Annotated in this window: 28 protein-coding genes; 24 read left to right on the plus strand and 4 right to left on the minus strand. The window is 40.0% G+C overall.

Going from position 1 to position 24,818, the window contains the following annotated elements; genetic code table 11:
• Positions 1 to 85 precede the first annotated feature (85 nt).
• The 11 genes from mltG (at position 86) to O2S85_RS07970 (ending at position 10,523) form a co-directional block, all read left to right on the plus strand.
• Entirely contained in the window at positions 86 to 1,201 is a 1,116-nt protein-coding gene (gene mltG, locus O2S85_RS07920; protein ID WP_269412123.1) for an endolytic transglycosylase MltG, read from the plus strand.
• Between the two features lie 401 nt (positions 1,202 to 1,602).
• Positions 1,603 to 2,274, plus strand: coding sequence for an O-methyltransferase (locus O2S85_RS07925; RefSeq protein WP_269412124.1), 672 nt, complete (start codon positions 1,603 to 1,605; stop codon positions 2,272 to 2,274).
• Positions 2,256 to 2,897 (plus strand): uridine kinase, encoded by a 642-nt coding sequence (gene udk / locus O2S85_RS07930; protein WP_269412125.1) that lies wholly within the window; start codon positions 2,256 to 2,258, stop codon positions 2,895 to 2,897. The genes O2S85_RS07925 and udk overlap by 19 nt, the downstream gene beginning before the upstream one ends.
• 157 nt (positions 2,898 to 3,054) lie before the next feature.
• Entirely contained in the window at positions 3,055 to 3,531 is a 477-nt protein-coding gene (greA, locus tag O2S85_RS07935) for a transcription elongation factor GreA (RefSeq protein ID WP_269412126.1), read from the plus strand.
• A 205-nt stretch (positions 3,532 to 3,736) separates the two neighbouring features.
• Entirely contained in the window at positions 3,737 to 4,465 is a 729-nt protein-coding gene (locus O2S85_RS07940) for a YrrS family protein (RefSeq protein WP_269412127.1), read from the plus strand.
• A 26-nt stretch (positions 4,466 to 4,491) separates the two neighbouring features.
• Positions 4,492 to 5,181, plus strand: a complete 690-nt coding sequence (gene mtnN / locus O2S85_RS07945) for a 5'-methylthioadenosine/S-adenosylhomocysteine nucleosidase (protein ID WP_269412516.1) — start codon at positions 4,492 to 4,494, stop codon at positions 5,179 to 5,181.
• A 73-nt stretch (positions 5,182 to 5,254) separates the two neighbouring features.
• A complete protein-coding gene (locus O2S85_RS07950) occupies positions 5,255 to 5,482 on the plus strand; it encodes a YrhC family protein (protein WP_269412128.1) in 228 nt (75 codons plus the stop codon).
• A gap of 380 nt (positions 5,483 to 5,862) precedes the next feature.
• Positions 5,863 to 6,624, plus strand: coding sequence for a hypothetical protein (locus O2S85_RS07955; RefSeq protein WP_269412129.1), 762 nt, complete (start codon positions 5,863 to 5,865; stop codon positions 6,622 to 6,624).
• Positions 6,624 to 7,865, plus strand: a complete 1,242-nt coding sequence (locus O2S85_RS07960) for a glycosyltransferase family 2 protein (RefSeq protein ID WP_269412130.1) — start codon at positions 6,624 to 6,626, stop codon at positions 7,863 to 7,865. Before O2S85_RS07955 ends, O2S85_RS07960 begins: the two co-directional genes overlap by 1 nt.
• 55 nt (positions 7,866 to 7,920) lie before the next feature.
• Positions 7,921 to 8,841 carry a hypothetical protein gene (locus tag O2S85_RS07965; RefSeq protein WP_269412131.1) on the plus strand — a complete coding sequence of 307 codons (921 nt, stop codon included), beginning with the start codon at positions 7,921 to 7,923 and terminating at the stop codon, positions 8,839 to 8,841.
• The gene (locus tag O2S85_RS07970; RefSeq protein ID WP_269412132.1) at positions 8,838 to 10,523 is read left to right on the plus strand and encodes a polysaccharide deacetylase family protein; all 1,686 of its coding nucleotides are present in this window, start codon (positions 8,838 to 8,840) and stop codon (positions 10,521 to 10,523) included. Before O2S85_RS07965 ends, O2S85_RS07970 begins: the two co-directional genes overlap by 4 nt.
• A 136-nt stretch (positions 10,524 to 10,659) precedes the next feature.
• Here O2S85_RS07970 and sigK read toward each other — a convergent pair whose 3' ends face one another.
• Positions 10,660 to 11,367, minus strand: coding sequence for an RNA polymerase sporulation sigma factor SigK (gene sigK / locus O2S85_RS07975; RefSeq protein WP_269412133.1), 708 nt, complete (start codon positions 11,365 to 11,367; stop codon positions 10,660 to 10,662).
• Positions 11,368 to 11,643: 276 nt separating this feature from the next.
• The gene (locus O2S85_RS07980) at positions 11,644 to 11,784 is read right to left on the minus strand and encodes a sporulation histidine kinase inhibitor Sda (RefSeq protein ID WP_269412134.1); all 141 of its coding nucleotides are present in this window, start codon (positions 11,782 to 11,784) and stop codon (positions 11,644 to 11,646) included.
• Between the two features lie 469 nt (positions 11,785 to 12,253).
• Between O2S85_RS07980 and O2S85_RS07985 the strand changes: the two genes are divergently transcribed.
• From O2S85_RS07985 to O2S85_RS08035, 11 genes are all read left to right on the plus strand, one after another.
• On the plus strand, positions 12,254 to 12,769 hold the full coding sequence (locus tag O2S85_RS07985; protein ID WP_269412135.1) for a YqeG family HAD IIIA-type phosphatase: 516 nt from the start codon (positions 12,254 to 12,256) through the stop codon (positions 12,767 to 12,769).
• A 2-nt stretch (positions 12,770 to 12,771) separates the two neighbouring features.
• The gene (gene yqeH, locus O2S85_RS07990; RefSeq protein WP_269412136.1) at positions 12,772 to 13,872 is read left to right on the plus strand and encodes a ribosome biogenesis GTPase YqeH; all 1,101 of its coding nucleotides are present in this window, start codon (positions 12,772 to 12,774) and stop codon (positions 13,870 to 13,872) included.
• Positions 13,873 to 13,887: 15 nt separating this feature from the next.
• Positions 13,888 to 14,736, plus strand: coding sequence for a shikimate dehydrogenase (gene aroE, locus O2S85_RS07995; RefSeq protein ID WP_269412137.1), 849 nt, complete (start codon positions 13,888 to 13,890; stop codon positions 14,734 to 14,736).
• A 2-nt stretch (positions 14,737 to 14,738) separates the two neighbouring features.
• Entirely contained in the window at positions 14,739 to 15,029 is a 291-nt protein-coding gene (yhbY, locus tag O2S85_RS08000) for a ribosome assembly RNA-binding protein YhbY (RefSeq protein WP_269412138.1), read from the plus strand.
• A gap of 69 nt (positions 15,030 to 15,098) precedes the next feature.
• Positions 15,099 to 15,668 carry a nicotinate-nucleotide adenylyltransferase gene (locus O2S85_RS08005; protein ID WP_269412139.1) on the plus strand — a complete coding sequence of 190 codons (570 nt, stop codon included), beginning with the start codon at positions 15,099 to 15,101 and terminating at the stop codon, positions 15,666 to 15,668.
• Complete coding sequence (gene yqeK, locus O2S85_RS08010; RefSeq protein ID WP_269412140.1) at positions 15,655 to 16,227, plus strand: bis(5'-nucleosyl)-tetraphosphatase (symmetrical) YqeK; 573 nt, start codon at positions 15,655 to 15,657, stop codon at positions 16,225 to 16,227. The genes O2S85_RS08005 and yqeK overlap by 14 nt, the downstream gene beginning before the upstream one ends.
• 2 nt (positions 16,228 to 16,229) lie before the next feature.
• Positions 16,230 to 16,589 carry a ribosome silencing factor gene (rsfS, locus tag O2S85_RS08015; protein WP_269412141.1) on the plus strand — a complete coding sequence of 120 codons (360 nt, stop codon included), beginning with the start codon at positions 16,230 to 16,232 and terminating at the stop codon, positions 16,587 to 16,589.
• A gap of 3 nt (positions 16,590 to 16,592) precedes the next feature.
• Positions 16,593 to 17,348, plus strand: a complete 756-nt coding sequence (locus O2S85_RS08020) for a class I SAM-dependent DNA methyltransferase (protein WP_269412142.1) — start codon at positions 16,593 to 16,595, stop codon at positions 17,346 to 17,348.
• A gap of 170 nt (positions 17,349 to 17,518) precedes the next feature.
• Entirely contained in the window at positions 17,519 to 18,118 is a 600-nt protein-coding gene (locus tag O2S85_RS08025; RefSeq protein WP_269412143.1) for a helix-hairpin-helix domain-containing protein, read from the plus strand.
• 285 nt (positions 18,119 to 18,403) lie between these two features.
• A complete protein-coding gene (locus O2S85_RS08030; RefSeq protein ID WP_269412144.1) occupies positions 18,404 to 18,955 on the plus strand; it encodes a ComE operon protein 2 in 552 nt (183 codons plus the stop codon).
• A gap of 20 nt (positions 18,956 to 18,975) precedes the next feature.
• Positions 18,976 to 21,267: a DNA internalization-related competence protein ComEC/Rec2 gene (locus O2S85_RS08035; protein WP_269412145.1), complete on the plus strand. Its 2,292-nt coding sequence runs from the start codon at positions 18,976 to 18,978 to the stop codon at positions 21,265 to 21,267.
• 270 nt (positions 21,268 to 21,537) lie between these two features.
• Here O2S85_RS08035 and O2S85_RS08040 read toward each other — a convergent pair whose 3' ends face one another.
• Positions 21,538 to 21,672 (minus strand): YqzM family protein, encoded by a 135-nt coding sequence (locus O2S85_RS08040; protein WP_269412146.1) that lies wholly within the window; start codon positions 21,670 to 21,672, stop codon positions 21,538 to 21,540.
• A 285-nt stretch (positions 21,673 to 21,957) separates the two neighbouring features.
• Here O2S85_RS08040 and holA point away from each other — a divergent pair, with 285 nt between their 5' ends.
• On the plus strand, positions 21,958 to 22,989 hold the full coding sequence (holA, locus tag O2S85_RS08045) for a DNA polymerase III subunit delta (protein ID WP_269412147.1): 1,032 nt from the start codon (positions 21,958 to 21,960) through the stop codon (positions 22,987 to 22,989).
• A gap of 100 nt (positions 22,990 to 23,089) precedes the next feature.
• On the opposite strand, the gene rpsT is transcribed toward holA, so the two are convergent.
• A complete protein-coding gene (rpsT, locus tag O2S85_RS08050; RefSeq protein ID WP_269412148.1) occupies positions 23,090 to 23,353 on the minus strand; it encodes a 30S ribosomal protein S20 in 264 nt (87 codons plus the stop codon).
• 240 nt (positions 23,354 to 23,593) lie between these two features.
• Between rpsT and gpr the strand changes: the two genes are divergently transcribed.
• Complete coding sequence (gene gpr / locus O2S85_RS08055; protein WP_269412517.1) at positions 23,594 to 24,697, plus strand: GPR endopeptidase; 1,104 nt, start codon at positions 23,594 to 23,596, stop codon at positions 24,695 to 24,697.
• The last annotated feature ends 121 nt before the right edge of the window (positions 24,698 to 24,818 follow it).

Here is a 24,818-nt window from a genome sequence, read left to right on the forward strand (position 1 = left end):
CTGATAAAGGCGAATTTTAGCGAATCGTGGCATATTCATTCTTTTTTTAGTATAATATACCGGATGGGAAAAAGGGGGATCCTTCATGTTCAAGAAGACAAATAGAGGAAAAGAAAAGGACAAGCTAATGGCAAACGAAGAAGCTAAAACGGTTCGAAAAATTGTTGCAACCATTATTATCGCGATTGTACTTATTCTTCTCGTTGGCGGTATATCAGGATATATGTATGTAAAATCTGCACTCAAGCCGGTTAATCCGGATAGCAAAAAGGAAATTAATGTCCAGATTCCAATGGGTTCTTCCACTTCCGATATCGCTTCTATTCTTGAAGACCAAGGAATTGTTAAAGATGCACGGGTATTCCGTTTTTACATGAAGTTTAAGAATGAATCGGAATTTCAAGCAGGCGATTATACATTTATGCCGTCCATGACGCTAAATGAAATTATTAGTTCGTTGAAAAAAGGCAAGATGGAAAAAGAAGCGGTTTATACAGTCACGATTCCTGAGGGAAAGACGATCGATCAAATCGCGGAAATCTATGCGAAGAAACTGCCGATTTCCAAGAAAGCTTTCCTGAAAAAAGTTAACGATCCCAAGTACGTTAAGCAATTAATCAAACAATATCCTGATGTCCTGTCTGATGAAATCCTTGACAGTGATATCAAAACCCCTTTGGAAGGATACTTGTTCGCGGCAACATACCAGTTTTATGATGAAGATCCAAATATCGATACGATTGTACAAAAAATGCTAAAGAAAACGGTGAAGGTCGTGTCACCACATCTAGAAGAGATTTCCAAAAAGGATCTCACTGTTCATCAAGCATTGACAATGGCTTCTTTGGTAGAAAATGAAGCGAGCTCCGAGGATCAGCGCCAAAAAATTGCTGGGGTTTTCTACAATCGTCTGGATGCAGGGATGCCACTGCAAACCGATCCAACAGTTTTGTATGCGTTAGGGAAGCATAAGGATAAGGTATCGTTAAAGGATCTGAAGGTAAAGTCACCATATAACACGTATTACATTGATACATTACCAGTTGGCCCGATTTCCAATTTCTCAGAAAGCTCACTAACAGCTACACTGGACCCGGAAGATTCCGATTATAAATATTTCCTGCATGATGATAAAGGACATATTTATTATGCAAAGACACATGATGAGCATGTGCAGCTTAAAGAAAAATACATCAAGTAAAATCATTTCACGGATTCGGTGTCCGTTGGCAACCAAACTTTAGAATAAAGGGATAATGGTTATATATGCGGTAAACGTTAATAGTGTGTTCAAGGTTAAGAGTGCGTGTTCAAAAAGGAGGATAAAAAGGACCGAGAAGTTCTAGGCGGCGTAGCTTTGAGCACCGGAGTGTATATAAAAGGTACATGAAGAGCGGAAAAGCAAGCCAACGAGCTTCTTCAAAGGAAGGCCGACTAAAAACGGGCTTGCGCTCAGGCGTCGGCATACCCCTTTTGCAGGGGCATGTCATTTTTACCGGACTTTTTGAACATCCTCTTAAGAGCCTTATTTTTTCTGGACTTTTTGAACACCGTCCAACCAGGCCATTTCCCGCTTTTTTACATGAAATGAGGGCTAAAAAGATGGATGCAAGCTTGAGAAACTATTTAACCAGCTTATTGCCAAAACAGCAAGACTGGGTGAGAAAAATGGAAGAGCAGGCAAAAAAAGATCGTGTTCCAATTATGGAACCAGTCAGTATGGAATTTGTTATGCAGCTTATTCGCCTGCAAAAACCGTCACGGATTTTAGAACTTGGTACAGCAATTGGCTACTCCGCGTTACGAATGCTTGACGCTAATCCAGAATCAATGATTGTGACGATTGAACGGGATGAAGAACGATACCGGCAAGCCGTAACCAACGTGAGAGCGCACAATAAGCAAGGACAGATTGATATCATGCATGGGGATGCATTGGAAATTGTTTCGGATGTATTGGTAAAAGGTCCGTTTGATATGTTATTCATCGACGCTGCAAAAGGTAAATATCAGCAGTTTTTTTCTTTATATTCCCCTGTAGTTGTAAAAGATGGCTTAATTATAACTGATAATGTATTATTTAAAGGGTATGTGGATGATCCGGAAAAAGAACATCCACGGTTCAAGAAATTGGGCCAAAAAATACGTAATTACAATGATTGGCTGATAAGCAATCCTGATTATATAACATCCATTGTTCCTATTGGCGATGGTGTAGCAATGAGCGTTAAAAAAGAAGGGAGCATGCCAGACCCATGGTGGAAAGACCAGTAGTAATTGGTGTCGCTGGAGGAACCGGAAGTGGAAAGACCACTGTAACCCGTTCGATTTCCCAGCGATTTTCTGATAAGACCATTCTTGTCATCGAACAGGATTATTATTATAAAGATCAAAGCCATTTACCCTTTGAAGAACGGTTGAAGACAAATTACGATCACCCGTTGGCATTTGACAATGATTTATTGATTGAACATGTCAAGGATTTGGTTCATCAAAAAGCAATTGAGAAACCTGTGTACGATTATAAAGTTCATAATCGATCACAAGAGGTCATCCATGTTGAACCGAAAGAGGTTATTATTTTAGAAGGGATATTAATATTGGAGGATCCACGATTAGTTGATCTGATGGACATTAAGGTATTCGTGGATACGGATGCTGACCTAAGGATGGTGCGTCGGCTCATGCGGGATATAAAGGAGAGAGGGAGATCGCTTGATTCGGTGATTGACCAATATATTAACAGCGTAAGGCCAATGCACTTACAATTTGTGGAGCCAACCAAACGATATGCCGATATTATTATTCCTGAAGGCGGGCAAAATCACGTTGCCATCGACATCATGGCTACCAAAATAGAAACGATTTTATCCAAAAATCGAAAAATGAATGGTTAAAAGAATTGAAAATTAAAATTAAATCTGCCATAGTATGAAATAGTACATTATTTTATTCTGATAAGGGAATCCCAAGCAATTATGAATCGTATATCATCATAACAACTTGATGTAAAATGTTAAATATTTGGCGATGCAGAAAAAGGAGTGTTTTTACATGGCTACAGAAAAAAGTTATTACATGACAAAAGAGGGGAAAAAGAAATTAGAAGATGAATTACATTATCTAAAAACCGATCGACGTCAGGAGGTTGTCGAACGGATAAAAGTGGCGCGAGGATTTGGCGACCTATCTGAAAACTCTGAATATGATGCTGCGAAAGATGAGCAGGCATTTGTAGAATCCCGGATAACCCAGGTTGAAAAAATGATCCGCAATGCAGTAATTATCGAAAATGATAATGAGGATCCTAATATTGTTTCGTTAGGGAAATCTGTTACTTTTACTGAGCTTCCAGACGGGGAAGAGGAAACATACAAAATTGTCGGCAGTGCCGAGGCAGACCCGTTTGAAGGAAAAATCTCCAATGACTCACCAATCGCTAAAAGCCTGCTTGGTCACGAAGTTGGTGAAGAGGTAACCGTTGCAACTCCAGGCGGTGACATGCAAGTCAAAATCACAAAAGTTGAATAAGCACAATGATCTTTTCGCTGGAACCGGATAAGCAAAAGTCGAAACACATGTATAGTGTCAACAAAAGCGGGAAAACCCCGCTTTTGTTGTTCAAAGTAAAAAATGTAAATAAATCGTAATAAATGTCATCAGAATTTTTATTAATTCTCTACAATATTCTTTTTTTTATATGGTATGATATAAATCGAGTAAGGAGGTTAGGTTAATGGACGATGATAATAATAAAAATTCTCGGGTTGACCGATTTGAAAAACGGCGCAAAAATACCAAATGGCTATCGATCATGCTTGTTGTTGGAGCAGTGCTAGTTGTACTTTTGATTGGCACATTCATATTCGGTGGTAATGATGAAGCCGATAAAACATCTGATGAAAAGCAAACGAGTGCTGAACACGCTTCTGGCACCTCAGATCCCGATACTACCAACAAGGATTCAATGGATTTATCAGAAGGTGAATCGTCAGAAAACGATGAACAGCAAGCGGACGAGCAGGAACATGCTGATAATGATCAGGATGAAGACACTGACAAAGAAAAGGATGAAGACACCGACAAAGAAAAGGATGAAACAGATACTGATAAAGAAGAGGTAAAAACCAAAAAAGTTGAAACATCGGATGACAACAATGTTGCAGAGGCTTATAAAGGTAACTGGAAACCAGTCGGAACCGAGCAAAAGGGATCACATACAACCAATTACGATGAAGGAACCCAAGATCGCAAAGAAATGGAAGAAGCAGCTGCTGTCGGAGCGGGATTGGATCCGGAAAATATGACCGCATGGTGGCTTGGGCGTGCCGGAGACCAAAAGGTGACTGCAACAGTTTCAGGTAAAAATGATCCCAAGACCTACAGGGTACACTTAACATGGGTTGATGACCAAGGATGGAAGCCAACAAAAGTGGAAGTATTAAAAGAAAACGATAAAAAATAACCGGATGCGAATAGGGCGTGTGAATGTTGACAATCGGAATTATCGGCGCAATGGATGAGGAAATTGCCACTTTAAAAGCTAATATGAAGAATAAACGGGAAATAACTGTTGCCAATTGTTTATTTGTACAAGGTAACTTAGGTAATAAGGATGCTGTTCTCCTAAAGTCCGGAATTGGTAAAGTGAATGCCGCGATGGCTGCAACCATATTGCATGAACGTTTTTCTCCATCACACGTAATTAATACTGGCTCTGCCGGTGGATTTGCCAAGGAATTGGACGTTGGCGATGCTGTCATTTCGGCACAGGTTGTCCATCATGATGTTGATGCAACCGCTTTTGATTATGCATATGGACAAGTACCAGGAATGCCTGCTATGTACGCGGCTGACACGGAATTAATGGAAGCAGCAAAGCAAGCAATGGATAATCTGCATATACGATCAAAAATTGGAGTGATCGCGACAGGTGATTCTTTTATGGATGACCCGGAACGTGTTGGTTTTGTCCATGACAAGTTTCCTGACATGCTTGCCGCAGAAATGGAGGCAGCTGCCATTGCTCAGGTTTGTTATCAATATGAAACGCCATTTGTCATTACAAGGGCATTATCTGATATCGCTGGCAAACAATCATCGATATCATTTGATGCATTCCTCGACAAAGCTGCAAAAAATGCCGCCCATTTGGTCATGGCTATGCTGGAACAGTTATAATTGTTCCAGTAATTACCGTCTTCGTAACCTATTCATCTATGATATGATGCGATATAGGGAAGGAGAGGATAACATGATCTCAAGACAAAAGCTTAAGGAAAAATTGAAAGATTATCGGCGATTTAGTGTTACATTGTTAATCATTGGTATTTATTTTTACCTGGGCGGGATCATGGATACGTATATGGAACCCATGGCTGATGGGGGCATACTCACTTTATTATCCCTGATCATGGTAATTTGCTCGGGATGGTTTATGTTTAGATCCCGTAAAATAAAAATGATGTTGGAAAATTGGTAAGCGCGTATGATGTTTAGATCATACACGCTTTTTTATTGTCAAAAAGGACTTGAATATCCCCGTAAAACACATCCACATTTCTTGAGGAAGGTAAGAGATTTATCCCGCAGACATTTGCTAGAATAACTTCGATTTTTTGTTCTTTATAATAGACATTACATTCTTTATATAATATAATGTAATCAGATATACCCATAATGTCTTTTTATTTTGAATGCCTTGAAACCCTTTGAACCTTATACACGTTATTGTCATAGTTATTTTTTATCAATAAAGGTAAAAGAACGAACGGGCATATTTAATCACGAACATAATGAAAATAGGTATTTATAACTGTGGACATTTTTGAAACATTACATAACAAGAAGGAGTAGGTTCGGATGAACAAAAATTTTGTATTGACGCTACTCGTTTTGCTAATCTGCTTCAATAGCTGGGGAATCTATTTTTTGCAACTGCCATTCTATCAGGAGGTATTGATGATTGCGGGGATATCCTTTGTGCTTATGAGTTTGATTAAGGAGCGGTTTATCTTTTTGTATGCCCTTAGCCTGATTTTAAGCTATGGTTTCTTTTTAATTTTGTACGCATTTGTAAATAAACATGCTTCATCAGAAATGCAGGTCATGTACATACAGAGCCACCTGCTGTTTACCAGCTTGACTTTGCTGTTCTGGGTGCTGCTCAATTTTATCAAAAAGATGGGAGAGGAAAATGAACAGCTCATCCAAAAAAATGCACAATTACAGAAATACAAGGAAGATACCAGTATCCTTACTGTTCAAGAGTTTGTGGAGCAGGCTAAATGGGCGCTTACTGCGTCCAAAATAAACCGTACGGTGACCTGGATGGTGCAACTGGAAATAGCAAACAGGCACCCCGAGATTGAAATGAATATTCAACAAGTCATAGAAGATATTTCTCAGTCGCTCATCCGCAAGCGTTTTGACCTGGTTACCTCAACAGATGGCCATATTTATATTCTGCTTAAAAATGCAGATCAGCGGTATGTCGATGAAATGATCGATATGCTATATGATAGGATGCGAAAAAAATTTAACCTCATTGTTCCGCCTATTATCGTCCATGCAGCACCGGTCGAAGAAGAAATTTCTGTTGGGGTTGTCGAGGAGGTACAGTAATGAGTGTGTTGCTATATATCATCACGGTATTTTTTTGGGGGATGATCTTGTTTTATTCTCTGTTGACAACTGCGGGGGTGAAACAACGGAGTAGTAAACAACAAACGATACAGTTGGAACATTACCCCAGTGTGGCCGTGTTGATCCCGGCACATAATGAAGGAGTTGTTATCACAGATACGTTGCGAGCCATGAGCGAGTTGCGCTATCCTGGGAAGCTGGAAATTTATTTGCTCGATGATCAGTCGACCGACAATACAGCGGAAATTGTGCAGGAGTTTTCCTCAGTGTTTTCTCATATTCATTATATTCCTGTGCCGGATGGCAAACCAAAGGGAAAATCACGCGTTCTGAACTATGGATTACACATCTCGGATTCGTATTATTTTGCTGTCTATGACGCTGATAACCAGCCTGAACCGGATGCGCTTGTTCGATTGGTCGAAGCAGCAGAAACCACGGGAAAGGCTGCCGGTGCGGTCGGTTACGTAAAAACGAAGAATATGTTCACCAATGTACTTACCAGGATGATCGGGCTGGAGTTTCAGGTCTTTCAGTTATTGATGCAATCCGGCAGATGGGCTCTGTTTAAACTGGGCTCGCTCGCAGGAACGAATATGCTTTTAAAGCGGGCGGTGTTGAAGGAATTGGGGGGATATGATGTCCATGCGCTGGCGGAGGATGCGGAATTGACGGTCCGGATCACTGCGGCCGGCTATCTCCTGCCTGTTGTGGCAAATTCCCGGACGTTTGAGCAGGAACCGGAAAAGCTTCGAACCTTTATTAAGCAGCGCACCAGGTGGCTGACAGGTAATATTTATTTGTTGGAAAAGTCACTTCACGATTTCAGTCATTGGAAAGGCAAAACATTTTTCCTGTCGATACAGCATCTCATGACCTATTTGTTGTTTGTTCTGTTGCTGTTAGTTTCCGATGTGATGTTTGTTATCGGTTTGTCGGGGTACGAGATGCCCAACATTCAGGTGCCCATCATATTGCTATGGTCAATGAGTTACATCGTTTATACGTCGTATTTCCTGGCTGCAATCGCTGTCGACCGCAATGTGTCTCTTGCAAATATTGTTTTTGTATTTATCATGTATTTTACGTATGCGCAACTGTTTATTCTGCTGTTACTCAGAAGTCTGAAACAGTACGTCTGGAGCAGGTTGAAAGGAACGACCATTGAGTGGGATAAGACGAAGCGGTTTAAGCAAAAGGGACAAACGAATGAGAAATAGGCCTGTTCTTGCTTTGCTATTATTCGCAGCAACCATAGGGGGGATATTCTTCACTATGTTTAATAAGATGGATTCCGTGAAGCAAATCGTAGAGAAACACTATACAGATACTACAGGGTGTATTCATGCATATCCGGATGATATGGACAGTCCTTGTCTTTCTGAAAGCATCGGTTTGTACATGGAGTATTTGCTTCAGACTAATGACGAGGAAGGCTTCGACGAGCAATTTTACGTATTGACCGAGCAATTTTTGCGGAAAAAACGCGGGTCATTTCTTATTCGATGGGAACTGAAGGAGGATGTTTCGGCCAATGCACTAATTGATGATACCCGTATCATCAATGCATTAAGGGTTGGTGGGAAACAGTTTAACAAGCCTGCCTACACTACCCTTGCCAACAGTCTGACTACGACTTTAAAGGCTTTAAGGCAAGGTGATGTGTATGCTGATTATTACAATTGGCAAAACAAGGATATCGCTCCACAGATCACACTAAGTTATATCACAAACGAATTTGCTATAATGCTTCCTGGTACGCAAAAGACAGTACATATCCTGGGTGGGGTAAATACGGAGGAGACATTTTTCCCGGAAAGTTATCAATTACGGGAGAAGCAATACAAGAAGCAGAAAGAGATACATATGGTGGATCAATTATTAATCGCTATTAATCGAAACCATGCCGGCTATACTTCTGATCGATTTAATCAATGGTTGAAAGCACAATGGGATCAAGGTATTTTGTACGGAAGGTATGATCGGAGCACCTTGGAGCCTACAGTGTCCTATGAATCGCTGGCCGTTTACTATTACTTGTACCGTTATTTCCTGCAGATGCACGAAGATCAGCTCGCCATTGAAGTAGCCGATCATGCCAGTGAATTGGCAAAGGAGCATAAACTGAAGGAAACACATTTTTTTGATTTTATCCATTACCAGCAAATGAAATACGAAACGGAGGGGATGCAATGACGAAACAGCTTATAGGTTTTTGTTTGCTCATTGTATTGCTTTGTTGGCTGACACTGCCCTCTACTGGCTTGGCTGCGGATAAAACAAAAGTATTAATCGTTTACGATCTGAAAGATAATGAACATGATGAGCAGGTCTATATGACTGACTTGCTGGTGGGGCATTTTACGCAGGACATTACGACATTGCGCGCAGATAAACTGGATGAAGCAGAACTTAATGATTACTCGCACTTGGTCTATATCCATACGAACGAGAAGAAACCATCGGGGGCAACCATTGCAAAGCTTGATGGATTTAAAGGAGGGATTTTCCATATTGGGAGGTACAGCGAGATGTTCAAGTTTGGCTCCTTTCTCTCTTTTCAAGGCGTGGGAACAGCCACCCATATTATTGATGATCAAGACGAATTGGAACTGGATTCTGCGCAAACCGCTATAAGGTATGAAACCGACAGTAACACGGATGTACTGTATGATGGAAAAAGCGGCAACACCCGTTTTCCTCTTATCTTTCGGCACGATGATGATATGGTTGTTGCAACCGACGGAGTCACTGAAATGATAGGAAACTTTGCCGGTGAAGCTATGTTTGATTTTTTTGATGCAAAAAAAAGAGGGCCGCAGCGCTACATTCGCCTGGAAGATGTCCATCCCAAAAGCGACAAGGAGAAACTAAAAGAAATCGGGGACTATCTGGAGCAGAAGGGCATTCCCTATATGATCACTCTGATTCCTGTATACACAAATCCCAGAACGGGGGAAGAAATCCATTTATCCGATGAGCCGAAATTGGTCAAAATTCTCCAGAACATGCAGAGTCATGGCGCCAGTATTATCCTTCACGGCTATAAGCATCAGTATCGTAATACAGAAACTGGCGAAGGCTATGAATATTGGGATGAAAAAAACGACCGGCCGATCTATCAAAAAAAGAATGAAAAAGCACTGTTGCGCAATGACTTTGGCAGCGAGAAGGCTTTTCAGGAATTTATTAAAAAAGGAGAGGCGTTTGAACAGAAGTATATTTCCGGGACCCTTGATAAGGGCATCAGAGAACTGAACGAGCAAAAGCTGTATCCGCTTGCTTTTGAACCATCTCACTATGCCATGTCACTGGAAGGATACAGGGAAGTAGCTAACTATTTTTCTACTTATGTCGGTGAGGCACAAATTTCTAACAAAACGAATGAGATTACATTTACTACTGTCTTTACCAGCCGGGCATCCTTTTTACACGGAATGAAATTGGTTCCGGAAACGTTAGGCTACGTAGATCCGGGTAATAAGGATGCGATCAAGGATATATTGGATAATGAAGCTTATTATTCTCGCTTTTCCGATAGCCAATTAGGGCTGTTCTACCATCCTTATTTGGGCCTGGACAAACTGAAAACAATCATTGAAGAGTTGGAGCAGCGGGAAAACTACCCTTGGTTCGATTTAAAGCAGACACAAAATAAGGCAGAAACGGAAGGGATAGTTATTACATCAGGCAAAAGCGGAATCGACGTATCTATGTCTGGAAAAGAAAAGGCAAGAAGCATGTTTGTAAGAACGTGGTGGGTTATCCCGCCAGCGATCATTTATTTGCTGATTGTGATTATTTCCATTCGAGGCAAAAAGAAAAAAACAAACAGCTTGACAGGTTCGCAGCACGGATCGTTGTTTGCGGAGCAGTAGGGATACAGTTAGCGACAGACTCCATGAAATGAAGATACTCATATAGAATAACAACCGCAAAAAACAGTTGCTACAAGTTTTTTGCGGGTTTTTGTTTATCTATGGACTGTCAAATTAGAGGGAAAGAAAGGGAGGATTATTGATCGCGCCGTTCTTTACGGAAGTATTCATGAAAAACCTTCATTAATGCCCGTTTTTCAATTCGTGATACATAACTTCTGGATATGTTTAGTTTTTTCGCTATTTCTCTCTGGGTTAACTCTTTATAATCATTCAAACCATATCGGTACACAATGACTTCTTTTTCCCTGTTAGTGAGGATAGTAAGATAATCTTTCAGCTTGTCAATTTCCATGTTTAATTGAATATACTCGATCACATCGGTATTTTCAGCTTCTAAAATGTCAATTAAGCTTATTTCATTTCCTTCTTTGTCCTGCCCAATTGGATCATGGAGGGAAACGTCTTTCTTCACCTTTTTCAGCGCACGCAAATGCATCAGTATTTCATTTTCAATGCACCGAGCAGCATAAGTTGCAAGCTTCGTTCCTTTTTTGACTGAGAAACTTTCAATTCCCTTAATCAATCCAATTGTGCCGATTGAAATCAGATCTTCCATATCTTCACCAGTGTTTTCAAACTTTTTAACGATATGGGCGACCAAACGTAAATTATGTTCTATAAGCTTATTTCTGGCGTCAGCATCACCATCTTGCATCAACTTGATATACTTTGCTTCCTCTTCGGGCGGGAGAGGTTGCGGAAAGGCATGATTTTTCACATAAGATACAAAAAACAGTGCTTCTTTAACCAATAAAGCAAGCACACTTAAAATTCCAGACAAATGCATGCACCTCCTGAAATGTTGGCTGGGCTTTTGCCTATATAACATTCTTATGAGGCGTTGCATCCATTTGTGTCTGTCCTTATTTGAAAAATTTTTATTCCCGAAAATCCAGTTATGAGCTGTATGATAAAAATTAGCAGTATGACATTACAAAGCCATATGACCAATCCGGCTGTTGAGATAGTCGGACGAACGTGGTACACTTCAGTTCATCATACAATTGACATGTTTTTGCAAAAAGCGGCATATTGTTCAATGCATGACGTCATCGATTTAACTGGAACATTCTTTTTTAGTTAGTAAAGACCTTCTTTGAATTTCCTGTTCAATTAAGCGGATAAAATCAGGGCTTAGATTTAATTCATTTGCTTTTTGGTAAGATTCCAACAATAATTCATCTGACAAATGCTCCATCAATATGCCCTCCTGGTCAAATAATAGGATTCTCATGTAATCTATTAATAATTTATCACGAAAAATAAGGCTGAACAAGATGGTAGTTATCTACAATGACCTGTAGATAACTTGTGTATAATTAAAAGAAAATAGGGTTGAACTACTATTCTGTACATGTGGATACTGTTAGTAATGTTATCCACAATGCAAAAAATGAAAGAAATTGTCGAACGGTTTTTGTGGGGAAGCGGGTGAAATCATGCATATTTTTTAAAAATTGACATAAGCAGACAAAGGAATACTGCATTTCATTTGGATTTTTGAACATCCTCTTAAAGGTACCTCTTTCATATTGTGGAAAGTTATTATAGGATTAAGGTATAATATTACACTGCAAAGGAAATTCAAACAGTCTTAATGCTTTTCGTTTGGCTGTTTTTATATCATTTAGCTAAAAAGCAGGGAAATTTGTAATGAGGTGTGAAAGTTGCTGAAGAAGTTTTTGCCGAATCAACATGTAAAGAGTGTATTTGACATTCATCCTGATGTTTTAAAACAACAAGGAATAAAAGGTATCATTACCGATCTGGATAATACACTTGTTGCTTGGAATGTGAAGGATGCAACACCTGAGATTATTCAATGGTTTCAATTGATGAAAGAAAACAATATCAAAGTAACGATTATTTCCAATAATAATGAGGAACGGGTAAAGATTTTTTCTCAACCACTTGACATCCCATTCTTATTTAGGGCCAAAAAACCTCTTGGCCGGGCGTTTAAATCAGCCGCCAAAACAATGAAGTTGAATAAAAATGAGATTGTCGTTGTCGGCGATCAGTTGTTCACAGATGTATTGGGTGGTAATTTGTGCGGTTTTCATACCATACTGGTTGTCCCAATTGTCCATTCGGATGGTAAACTAACCCGGATCAACCGAAAATTCGAACGCCGGATATTACGTTACATGCGGAAAAAAGGAATGGTAACTTGGGAGGAATAAAATTGGAAAAATTGTATTGTCAAGGCTGCGGGATTATGATTCAAACTGAAAACCAAACAGAACTTGGCTATGCCCCAAAATCAGCTCTGGATCGGGATCCCATTTTATGCCAGCGCTGTTTCCGGTTAAAGCATTATAATCAGGTACAGTCGGTAGCGATAAGTGATGAAGAATTTTTGGATCTGATAAGTCAAATTGGCGAGGCAAGCGGTCTTGTTGTTCATCTTGTAGATATTTTTGATGTTAGTGGAAGCCTGATTAAAAGCCTTCCGCGTCTAGTTGGCCATAATCCAATCATACTGGTGGGAAACAAGCTGGATTTGTTACCCAAGTCAACTAATCAACGAAAGCTCAAGCAATGGCTTCGTTCATCAGCAAAATCAATGGGGATTGATGTAAAGGATGTATTTCTTATTTCGTCGGCTAAAGGACATGGGATCGATGAATTAGCGGAAGCAATCGATGATTATCGCGCCCAAAAGGATGTATATGTGGTGGGGACGACAAATGTGGGCAAATCCACGTTCATTAATCGGCTCATCAAACGGTCAACCGGGGAGAATAATGTGATTACGACTTCTTATTTCCCTGGGACAACACTGGGTTTTATTGAAATCCCTTTGGACGAAACAACGGCCCTGATTGATACACCTGGTATTGTTAATAAACAACAAATGGTCCATTATGTGTCTGATCACGACTTGAAGCTAATTACACCAAACAAAGAAATTAAACCGCGTGTCTATCAGTTGAATAGTGAACAAACCTTATTCTTTGGCGGATTGGCACGCTTGGATTTTGTGAAGGGTGAAAAGCAGTCCTTTGTTTGCTATTTTGCTAATGCACTGCCAATCCATCGAACCAAAACAGCCAATGCTGATGAATTATATCGCAATCATAAAGGGAAATTATTATCTCCTCCTGATCAGGAGACATTGTCACAGTTGCCAGCATTCACGGAAGCAACGTTTCGCCTGACAGAAGAAAAAACCGATATTGTCTTTCCCGGACTTGGCTGGGTAACGATTAACCGTCCAGGTACAACAGTAAGAGCTTATAATCCAAAAGGGGTTTCTGCTTCATTACGAAAGGCACTGATATAAAGGGAGGGTAATCACATGGATTTTAAATTTGCCTTGATAGGCTATCCTGTTCAACATTCCTTATCTCCATGGATTCATGAGCAATTTCTTGAGCGAACAGGCCTGAATGGAAGCTATATGCTGGAAGAGATAGCACCGGAACAGTCATTTGCACAACGTATAACCGATCTGAGGAATCGCTCTGTCAATGGCTTTAATGTGACGGTTCCATACAAACAAAAAATCATCCCTTTTTTGGATGAAGTTAGTGATGGGGCAAAACAGATTGGTGCGGTCAATACGGTCGTCAATCGTGATGGAAAATGGATTGGATATAATACTGATGGGAAAGGTTATGTCCGGTCATTATGCGAACAATACCCGGAGATTTCCCAAAATAAAGCGCTGAAAATAGCTATTATCGGATCCGGTGGTGCGGCCAGGGGAATTTATCATGCGCTTGTAACAGAAGGGTTTCGTTTTATTGATATTGCTAATCGTACCATATCGAACGCAGAAGCTATTGCCAAATTGCAGCAGGATCAAACAAATACAATGGTGTTATCATTAGAAACATTTATGCAGGCAGTTCCTGAGTACGATCTGATCATCCAAACGACCTCGATTGGAATGAAACCAAACCAGGAACAATCCATTTTTCCGACGGATGTTTCCTTTAAACCAGGAAGTATTGCAAGTGATATTATTTATCAGCCGATCGAGACAACTTTTTTGAAACGGGCGCAAAAGCAGGGAGCGCTTGTTCATTATGGCCATACAATGCTTCTTTATCAGGCACAATATGCGTTTGAATTATGGACAAATCGTCAAGTGCCAATCGAGGGTATGGCAGAACAATTACAACGGATTTTGGAAGGAAGATAATCATGTTAACAGGAAAGCAAAAAAGATATTTACGTGCGGAAGCGAATCGTTTAAAGCCAATATTTCAGGTTGGTAAAGACGGCGTCAATGAAAATATGGTGAAACAAATTAGTGAAGCATTGGAAAAACGGGAATTGATCAAGGTTAGTATCCTGCAGAACTGTTTGCAGGATAAACATGATGTTGCAACCATGTTAGCTGACGGTGCGGAAGCGGAAGTTGTACAAATCATTGGGAATAATATTGTGCTTTACAAAGAGTCAGAAGAAAACAAGCACATTCAATTACCATAAAGAACGTGTTCAAAAAATTGACATGTCTTCTTTCCAGGCTTTTTGAACATCCCTATAAAGGAGTAAGCGATGAAACGAGTTGGCATTTTAGGAGGCACATTCGACCCGCCGCATTTGGGACATTTGCTGATAGCCGAGGAGGTAAAAAACCAACTTGGCTTAACAGAAATCTGGTTTATCCCATCTTATGAGCCTCCGCATAAACAAAAGGCAAGATCAAGTGCAAAAGATCGAATGCAAATGCTCAAGCGGGCAATTGCATCCAATCATCAATTTAAACTGAACACGGTAGAAATCGATCGTTTAGGAAAATCTTATACATTTGATACAATGAAGATGTTGCACGATACATATCCCGATATTGAATTTTATTTTATTATTGGCGCTGATATGGTGGAGTATTTACCGAAGTGGCATCGTATTGATGAATTATTGAATATCATGAAGTTCGTTGGGGTGAAGCGTAGTGGCTATAAGCTGGATACGGAATATCCTGTTCTTATCGTGGATATCCCGATGATTGATGTGTCATCTACCCTAATCAGAGAGCGCATTAAAGCAAACCAGTCAATCAAATATTTATTACCGGAAGTTGTGGAAAGTTATATTAAAGGGAAGCGATTATATGGACAAGAATGAGGCGATTAAGAAGGTTAAACCACAGTTGACAGTGAAACGATTCGAGCATACGTTACGTGTTGCAGAAACGGCGGTGGAACTGGCTGAGCGTTTTCAGGTATCACAGGATAAAGCGGAATTAGCAGCTATTTTTCATGATTACGCAAAATTTCGGCCGGCCGAAGAAATGCGCCGGATAATTTTAGCAAGTCCGCTGCCAAATGATTTGTTATTTTATCATCAAGAATTATGGCATGCTCCAGTTGGTGCAATTTTGGTAAAAGAAGAACATGGAATTCAGGATCAGTTGGTACTTGGTGCTATTCACAATCACACGACGGGAAAAGCACACATGAATAAACTGGAAATGATTGTTTTATTGGCAGATTATATTGAACCAGGCCGGTCTTTTCCCGGATTGGATGAAGTAAGAAACATGGCAAAAGAGGATCTCACTCATGCCTGCTGGTTATCCATTAGAAATTCAATTCAGTTTTTAATGGGGAAAGGATCACGTATTTACCCGGACACGATTCATGCATATAATGATCTAACGAGACATGTAAACGGAGGTTACTAATTTTGGAAGATACTTTGGAATTACTGGAGAAAGTTGCACAAGCGTGTGATGATAAACGCGCTGAAAACATTATTGCTTTAGATATGAAAGAAGTGTCATTAGTGGCAGATTACTTCTTGATTTGTCATGGAACGAATGAGCGACAGGTGCAGGCGATTGCCCGATCCATTAAAGATATGGTGGAAGAAGGCGGATTGACTGTTAAACGTCTGGAAGGGTTTGAACAGGCGCGGTGGATATTGGTCGATATTGGCGATGTTGTATGCCATATTTTTCACAAAGATGAGCGTTCCTATTATAACCTGGAACGATTATGGGGCGATGCTGCACAGATTGAATTTAATTTTGGACGGGAAGAATAACTAATGGAATATCAACAATTGGCCAACGTCTATGACCGGTTGATGGATGATGCCCCATATGATGATTGGCTGGGTTTCACGGTTGGAATTTTTCAGCAATCAGATAAACCGATTCATCATGTAGCCGATCTTGGTTGTGGCACAGGACGGATAACAACAGGTTTAGCGCAAATGGGATACCAAATGATTGGTGTGGATTATTCGGAAACGATGCTGAGTGTTGCCCAGCAGCACGCTTCGGATATGGGAGTTCCTGTCCAATGGATTCATCAGGATTTGAGGGAACTGCAAGGGTTGTCAGAACTTGATGCAGTGGTCAGCTATTGTGATGTGATGAATTATATCACAACCGAAGAGGAATTAATGACTGTCTTTTCGCATGTAAAGAACATGCTCGCCGACGGAGGGATATTTATCTTTGATGTTCATTCCCTCTATCATTTGGATAATAATCTGGCCGGGGAAACATTTGCAATGGTAGACGATGACCTGGCCTATATCTGGTTTTGTTCTCCAGGTGAAGTATCTGGAGAAGTTTTTCATGATTTAACTTTTTTCGTACAACAAGGTAAAACATATACTCGATTTGAAGAATATCATCATCAACAGACATTTCCTATAAAAATTTATCAAAAATTATTACAAGCTTCCGGCTTCAACATTCGTCATTTATATGGTGATTTTTCGCCAAAACCGGAAAGTCTAAAGGATAATACGGAAAGAATCTTCTTTGTGGCTGAAAAACAACCGGGAAAATAGTATTTTCCCGGTTGTTTTTTGCTGGCAGGAGTTTGCGGTTTTATGTCGAATAGATATAAAGGAACCCGGATTACGACCCCGTTCTCCCTCGAATTACTCCATTAACAACTTTAACGGTCGTAATACCTCGACTGAATGGAATTTCACTGTTAAGGAAGGATATGATAGACATGATTATGGAATTCCTGAAAAAAAGTTTTTTCTTTATTTTAATCGGAGTGGCGATTATTGTTTTCCTTCTGTTTAACCGTCATGATACCCCCGATACCGATGCTAAGCTAACACCAGTACCCGACCCGATAAAAGAAGAAGCAAAAGCAAAGGATGATGAAACAGCCAACGGCATCGTGATTGTCGACGTAAAAGGCGCGATCAAGAAACCAGGTATTTATGATGTGTCACCAGATGCAAGGGTGCATGATGTTATTGAATTGGCTGGCGGATTTACCAAACAAGCTGATCAGACCATGGTCAATTTGGCCCAAAAGGTTCAGGATGAGATGGTCATCACGATTCCGCAAACAGGAGATGATGCCGATGGATTGTCTGAGGCGACGGGAACAGTTGGTCAAGAATCCAAATTAAAAATTAATCAGGCGACCCAAACAGAAATTGAAACCCTGCCTGGTATAGGACCGTCCAAGGCTCAGGCTATTATTGATTATCGGGAAGAGAATGGCCCGTTTCAAACCATCGACGATTTGTTGCAGGTATCGGGGATTGGCGAGAAAACACTGGAAAATTTTCAGGACGCGATTCAGATCCCATAGTGGTAATTGACTAAATATCATTAGTGCATGTACACTATTGAAGTAATAGTATTAGAGTGTGTTCAAAAGGAGGATAAAAAGGATCGAGAAGTTCAAGGCGGCGTAGCTTTGAGCACCGGAGTGTACAAAAAGGTACATGAGGAGCGGAAAAGCAAGCCAACGAACTTCTTCAAAGGAAGGCCGACTAAAAACGGTCTTGCGCTCAGGCGTCGGCATACCCTTTTTGCAGGGGCACGTCATTTTTACCGGACTTTTTGAACATCCTCTATAAAGGGGATATTTAGGATGGAGAGAATTTCATGGGACCAATATTTTATGGCGCAAAGTCATTTACTAGCATTACGCAGTACGTGTACAAGATTAATGGTTGGGGCAACGATAGTGAGAGATAAACGGATCATTGCCGGCGGTTATAATGGCAGTGTGTCCGGCAGTGTACATTGCATTGATGAAGGCTGTTATATTATTGATGGACATTGCGTTCGTACCGTTCATGCGGAGGCGAATGCGCTATTGCAATGCGCTAAGTTTGGTGTTCCGACAGATGGTGCAGAACTTTATGTAACCCATTTTCCATGTCTGCAATGCTGCAAACAGATTATCCAAAGCGGTATTAAGACAGTCTATTATGCTACTGATTATAAAAATCATCCATATGCTTTGGAATTATTTCAAGAAGCAGATGTAGAAACCAAAAAGGTGGAATTGAATTATTTGGCAATTGATGAAAATGTTAGTGAAAAGACGGAACTGGTAAAAGCATTACTGGATAACCTTACCGATACAGACAAGGCATTTCATCTCAAAGAAGAAGCAGAACGTTTATTTAAAATTTAACAAAACAAGGAGTATCGTGCATGAAAGGCTACTGGCATTTTCCTGCTATCTCGGCGGCTGTATGTGCGGTTACTGTGATGACGCAGACATATTGGTTCGCTGTCGCATTTATTGTCTGGCTGCTTCTGTTGTATGGATTTAAGCGGTTGGGGATGCTCCCGATAGTTGTTTCTCTAACCGTTTTTTTCCTCTTTTATACGTACATACCGGTCATATCAGACGTAGAAATTGAACCAGAAGCAACAGCTGATTCCGCTTCCTACACCGGAAAGATAATTGGTTCTTTTAACAAGACGGATAAGAAAATAGGTTTTGTCCTCCAAGACCATACCTCCAAAACAAACCTTCTCGTTGTTTACTTTCCCGATAAAGACGATAATGAATGGGTCCATCATATACAAACATGGAAACACGGAGCAACATGTGAAGTATATGGAAAAATAGAACAACCGACCAGAAGTACAAATCCCGGTCAGTTTGACTATAGAAGATATTTACAGACAAAAGGAATTATGTATCAAATTAACATGAAGTCAATGGAGGATATTTCCTGCTCCGGTTCCGGTACGCTAGCGGGAGTTTACGATCTGCGTCAGAAGTTAATTCATCATGTCAAACGGCTCGTAGGAAAGGAAACTGCTGCTTGGCTAACTGCATTGGTTATTGGGGATGACTCTTCCATTGACGAAGATACGATCGACTTATTTCAACGATGGGGATTGTCACATATTTTGGCTATTTCCGGCTTACATGTGGGCTTGATTGTATCAATAGTGTATTTTCTGTTTATCAAATGTAATCTGCTTACAAAGGAAAAGGCACAGTGGGTGATGATTATTTTTTTGCCGTTTTACGCGCTTATTGCCGGGGGTGAACCATCGGTATGGCGCGCCTGTGTCATGCTCATGTTGTTTATCATTTTAAACAAATTAAAAGTGCAATTCGGTTCAACCGATGTGTTAAGTATTGTATTTCTCTTATTGATGCTGGCAGATAAATACATGGTGTATCATGTTGGCTTTCAATTTTCATTTTTAGTAACGTTTGGTATATTGTTATCCAGGCATTGGCTGTCGTATACCTCCTCGCCTTTATTACAAATGCTGCAAATCAGTTTTGTTGCGCAAATGATTATATTTCCGCTTCAGGTGGTATATTTTTATATGTTTCATCCACTTTCCATCATCCTTAATTTACTTGTTATCCCGTATTTTACTTTATTTGTTATTCCATTTATGTTTTTTCTTTTATTACTGTCTCCGATTTTGGGAGCTATGACATCAGTAGCCGATATTTTCTTTACAAAGATACATCACCTGTTTCTCTCGCTACTGCATGGAATTGACACCTATTTTTATCATCCGCTTACCGTTGGCTCCATTTCGGTTGTTGGTGCATTATTATATTTCATCCTGTTCTTATTGTTTATGAATCGGCTTCAGCAAAAACGTCATTGGCATTCCTTGCTGTTAGGATGCTTAACAGTGTGCTTAATTATTGGTGTTACCATTAAGCCCTATTTCAATCCGGTCGGTTCCGTAACAATGCTTGATATTGGGCAAGGTGATGCGTTTGTGATTGAACTGCCATATCGCAAGGGTGTGTTTATGGTAGACGCCGGAGCCAAAGCCAGTTTTGACAATAAAGATAATGCGGATCAAAATTACCGGCAAATGATGAAGCCATATTTTATGTCACGGGGAATTACCACAATAGATGCCATTTTTTTATCACACGAGGATTTCGACCATGTCGGCAGTGTTCCATATCTAATTGATGAATTGAATGTTAAATATGTCATAGTAAGTGCATACTATCCGCTAACTGAGCAGGAGATAACCAATTGGCAGGAAAATGGAACGGATGTGCAACAGATAGAGGCGGGGGAAACAACGGAAATGGCGGGACAGGTATTTTCAGCCCTTTCGCCTTTTACAAAACAGGATTCTCCGAATGATAATTCGCTTGTTCTATATACAGAATTTGGCGGACTAACCTGGCTGTTTACCGGGGATATTGGGCAGGATGTTGAACAACAATTGATAAGAGCCTACCCGGATTTAAATGTAGATGTTTTAAAAGTTGCCCACCATGGAAGCAAAACATCTTCAGATTCGGCATTTTTATCAGCAATAGATCCAGTGTATGGTCTGATTTCGGTTGGCCGGCACAACTTATATGGCCATCCATCCCCAGAAATTACAGAGCGGTTGGCGGAGAACGATATTTATGTATTTAGATCAGATCAAGATGGAGCAGTTGTATTTCGATTTCATGAAGATAAGGGAACATTTTTGAAGTTCCTGCCATAAAGTATGAACAAAGGCATAAGCACCCGGTTAGCGGCGTTTGTGCTGGAGCCGGACGGGGCCAATTCTGGCATAAGCAGAATAGGCTTTGAATGTATTTTTATACCTTCTTAACATAGAACACATCCGGTTAGACTGTTAGTATAGCGGCATTCAAGAGAACATAAAAAAATGACCAAAGTGACTATTGCCAGCCTCTTTGGTCATGAATATGCATCAGGCGAAAGATTAATACTTACTGTAACCATTAGCTTTTTTCTAAGTAGTTTCACTTTATGATGCAATAACACTGATTGCTACACCGATAGCAAAAATAAGGATAAAGAATATAAACGAGTAGCCAAATCCTTTCATTGAGTCAACAACATCATTATTTTTTGACTGTACGTCATTTTCGAATTCGTTCACATCTAACCCTCCTAGTTCATTTTTAGTATAAATGAAATACAGAAAAAAATCCACATTCATATGGAAAATGATACAAAAATTATTTCCCCATATTTAGAAAGAGTTAACATCTATAGTTTTGGCACAGATGGTCAATCTACAGGTAAGGGAAAATATCGTTTGAGGAGCAGTAGCCCGGGACTGTAAATCAAGCGTTTATATAGATCTCCTGACAGGGAATTGCCGTGATCGCAATTCCCTTTTTCATGTTTTTACGGTAAAATGGTATACATTGGAGTGAACAACATGGCATATATGGACATTTTAAAACAAGTAAAGAATAAACAAATTTCGCCAATATATTTATTATATGGTACTGATACTTATTTCATACAAAATTTAAAAAAACATATTACAAATGCGGTGTTACCTGATGATGACAAAGAAAACCTGGTCATGTATGATCTGGAAGAAACCCCTATACAGGAAGTCATTATGGACGCTGAAACATTGCCATTTTTTGGTGAAAGGAAACTGATTTTCGCCAACAATCCAACTTTTCTTAAAGCGAAGGCAGACAAGTTACCGTTTGAGCATGATCTCACCTTACTACAGCACTATCTGGAATCACCGGTTGACTATTCAGTTATGGTGTTTATTGCGCCATATGAAAAAATCGATGAGCGAAAAAAAATCAGCAAATTATTAAAAAAGCATGGAGTAGTGGCCGATTGCAGTCCAATCAAGGAGCAGGATGTGCCTGCATGGATTAATGATCAAGCCGACCAATTAAACATTCGCATTTCACCTGAAGCTTATGAAGTACTTGAAGGTGAAGTCGCAACAAACCTCTATTTACTTAAAAATGAGCTGACAAAATTAGCACTGTATGTTGGTGAGGGTGGGACCATTACGAAGGAGATAGCTGAACAGCTGGTTTCTCATACAGCAAACAGTTCTTCACTTAGACTGGTGGATGCCGTAATGGAAGGTAATATTCATAAAGCTATTGCAATTTTTCATGACTTGCAGAAAATGAAGGAAGAACCGATCGCCCTTATTGCTCTTTTGGCTTTTCAATTCCGAACCATTTACCGCGTGAAATTATTAAAGCAAAAAGGCTATAGTTCGTTCCAAATGCAGAAACAATTGGGTGTTCACCCGTATGTTGTAAAAATAGCCGCAAAACGTGAAGCGCGTTTTAGCAACCAAACGTTACAAACAATGATGGACAAACTTACCGAAGCGGACACGATGATGAAACAGGGGAAAATGGAAAAACAGCTTGCATTTGAATTGTTATTATATGAACTTGTTCAAGTGAGACCAAAGCCATAGCTGGACGTGGCACCTCGCAAGAATACCCGAAATTTCATGATTTCCATATAACAAAAAACGATCCGAAACACTGGATCGTTTTGTTTTTTGCAACTATGCGTTATGCAATGTTGTTTATTTTTTGAGCCAAGCGTGCTTTTTGACGATTACCGTTGTTCTTATGGATAATCCCTTTTTGCACTGCTTTATCAATTGATTTTGTTGCTGAATGAAGTGCAGCTTTGGCGTTTTCAGCATCGCTAGCCGCAATAAATTTTTCTACATGTTTGATTTGCGAACGCATTTCTGTTTTCTCTGATTGATTCTGGGCGCGATTTTTATTATTGATATTTACACGTTTAATTGCAGATTTAATATTAGCCATTGTTTCACCTCCTAAACAACCTGTACATACGGTTGAGAACAAAAATCATTTTACCAAACGGCGGCAAGGTTTTCAACAGCTTTGTTATAAGAAAGACGTAAGCGCCCGTTTAGCGACAATTGGCCTGACACCTGATCCAGACAATCACTGCTATTGTTTTTGTATGAATTCTTCCTGTTTTGTATAGCCTAATGACTAATAAATAATGACAGTCTTGTAAGAAGGGATGACATGATAGTCATGGATGAAAACAACATAAATTTCCAAGTGCGAACTGATTTGGCTGTGGAAGCAAAAGATATGTATGTTCAAAAACAAGAAGAGGATAAACAGGAAAGGCAAATAAAAGGGGTAACCATTAAAGATTATAAAGAAGATGATATTGCCATTTCCCAGGTTGAAATTGATGCAGAAGGAGCCGATGTGCTCAACAAAAAGGCGGGGACCTATGTCACCATCTACGCGGACGGGGTTAAAAAGCAAGATACAACAAGACAAGAAGCGGCGGCAAAAATTCTTGCCAAAGAGTTGGAACGGCTATTGGAGAAAAACAATATTCCAAAAGATGCGACCGGATTAGTTGTTGGGTTGGGGAATTGGAATGTTACGCCTGATGCACTTGGTCCAATGGCAATAGAAAAAGTTCTCGTCACCAGCCACTTGTTTCGATTGCAGTATGAAACTGTTGCCGAGGGGTATCGTTCTGTCGCAGCAGTTACACCTGGTGTGATGGGGGTGACAGGGATTGAGACAAGCGACATGATCTTTGGAATAATTGAAAAGTTTAACCCTGATTTTGTTGTAGCTGTTGATGCACTTGCTTCGAGGTCAATTGAGCGAATTAATGAGACTATTCAACTTTCTGATTCAGGGATTCATCCAGGATCCGGTGTCGGTAATAAACGGAAAGAATTGAGTCAGGATACATTGGGAATTCCGGTGATAGCGATTGGAGTCCCAACTGTTGTTGATGCAGTGACCATAACGAGCGACACCATTGATTTGATATTAAAACATTTTGGCAGGGAATGGAATGAAAAAGACAAGCCATCGAAATCACTAGCTCCAGCCGGTTTAAACTTTGGCACAAAAAAATTTACTGAAGAAGATCTGCCCGACGAGGAGAAGCGGAAAACTTTTCTTGGGATTGTCGGAACGTTAACAGAGGAGGATAAAAGGGCATTGATCAAGGAGGTATTAACCCCGGTTGGTTACAATTATATGGTGACACCGAAAGAAGTCGACGGGTTCATGGACGACATGTCGCATGTGATTGCAAACGGAGTGAATGCCGCATTACATGAAAAGGTTGATGTGGAAAACTTCTCCTCATACACAAGATAGTACTTCTAGTTCACTCTATTATTTGACAGGAAAATTAAAAGATTTGGTTCTACTGGTTCTAGTTCATCAAACAGCGACATAGATTTTACTATAAGTGCATTTCGGAATTGGAACTATGGTA

The sequence above is a fragment of the Lentibacillus daqui genome, assembly GCF_027186265.1.
GTDB lineage: Bacteria > Bacillota > Bacilli > Bacillales > Amphibacillaceae > Lentibacillus_C > Lentibacillus_C daqui.

What these genes read in the sequence shown, in the direction of transcription:
- mltG (WP_269412123.1), top strand. Translation starts at nt 86, where the DNA reads ATGTTCAAGAAGACAAATAGAGGAAAAGAAAAGGACAAGCTAATGGCA.
- O2S85_RS07925 (WP_269412124.1), top strand. Translation starts at nt 1,603, where the DNA reads ATGGATGCAAGCTTGAGAAACTATTTAACCAGCTTATTGCCAAAACAG.
- udk (WP_269412125.1), top strand. Translation starts at nt 2,256, where the DNA reads ATGGTGGAAAGACCAGTAGTAATTGGTGTCGCTGGAGGAACCGGAAGT.
- greA (WP_269412126.1), top strand. Translation starts at nt 3,055, where the DNA reads ATGGCTACAGAAAAAAGTTATTACATGACAAAAGAGGGGAAAAAGAAA.
- O2S85_RS07940 (WP_269412127.1), top strand. Translation starts at nt 3,737, where the DNA reads ATGGACGATGATAATAATAAAAATTCTCGGGTTGACCGATTTGAAAAA.
- O2S85_RS07950 (WP_269412128.1), top strand. Translation starts at nt 5,255, where the DNA reads ATGATCTCAAGACAAAAGCTTAAGGAAAAATTGAAAGATTATCGGCGA.
- O2S85_RS07955 (WP_269412129.1), top strand. Translation starts at nt 5,863, where the DNA reads ATGAACAAAAATTTTGTATTGACGCTACTCGTTTTGCTAATCTGCTTC.
- O2S85_RS07960 (WP_269412130.1), top strand. Translation starts at nt 6,624, where the DNA reads ATGAGTGTGTTGCTATATATCATCACGGTATTTTTTTGGGGGATGATC.
- O2S85_RS07965 (WP_269412131.1), top strand. Translation starts at nt 7,921, where the DNA reads ATGTTTAATAAGATGGATTCCGTGAAGCAAATCGTAGAGAAACACTAT.
- O2S85_RS07970 (WP_269412132.1), top strand. Translation starts at nt 8,838, where the DNA reads ATGACGAAACAGCTTATAGGTTTTTGTTTGCTCATTGTATTGCTTTGT.
- O2S85_RS07980 (WP_269412134.1), bottom strand. Translation starts at nt 11,784, where the DNA reads ATGGAGCATTTGTCAGATGAATTATTGTTGGAATCTTACCAAAAAGCA.
- aroE (WP_269412137.1), top strand. Translation starts at nt 13,888, where the DNA reads ATGGATTTTAAATTTGCCTTGATAGGCTATCCTGTTCAACATTCCTTA.
- yhbY (WP_269412138.1), top strand. Translation starts at nt 14,739, where the DNA reads ATGTTAACAGGAAAGCAAAAAAGATATTTACGTGCGGAAGCGAATCGT.
- O2S85_RS08005 (WP_269412139.1), top strand. Translation starts at nt 15,099, where the DNA reads ATGAAACGAGTTGGCATTTTAGGAGGCACATTCGACCCGCCGCATTTG.
- yqeK (WP_269412140.1), top strand. Translation starts at nt 15,655, where the DNA reads ATGGACAAGAATGAGGCGATTAAGAAGGTTAAACCACAGTTGACAGTG.
- O2S85_RS08020 (WP_269412142.1), top strand. Translation starts at nt 16,593, where the DNA reads ATGGAATATCAACAATTGGCCAACGTCTATGACCGGTTGATGGATGAT.
- O2S85_RS08025 (WP_269412143.1), top strand. Translation starts at nt 17,519, where the DNA reads ATGATTATGGAATTCCTGAAAAAAAGTTTTTTCTTTATTTTAATCGGA.
- O2S85_RS08030 (WP_269412144.1), top strand. Translation starts at nt 18,404, where the DNA reads ATGGAGAGAATTTCATGGGACCAATATTTTATGGCGCAAAGTCATTTA.
- O2S85_RS08035 (WP_269412145.1), top strand. Translation starts at nt 18,976, where the DNA reads ATGAAAGGCTACTGGCATTTTCCTGCTATCTCGGCGGCTGTATGTGCG.
- holA (WP_269412147.1), top strand. Translation starts at nt 21,958, where the DNA reads ATGGCATATATGGACATTTTAAAACAAGTAAAGAATAAACAAATTTCG.
- rpsT (WP_269412148.1), bottom strand. Translation starts at nt 23,353, where the DNA reads ATGGCTAATATTAAATCTGCAATTAAACGTGTAAATATCAATAATAAA.
- gpr (WP_269412517.1), top strand. Translation starts at nt 23,594, where the DNA reads ATGGATGAAAACAACATAAATTTCCAAGTGCGAACTGATTTGGCTGTG.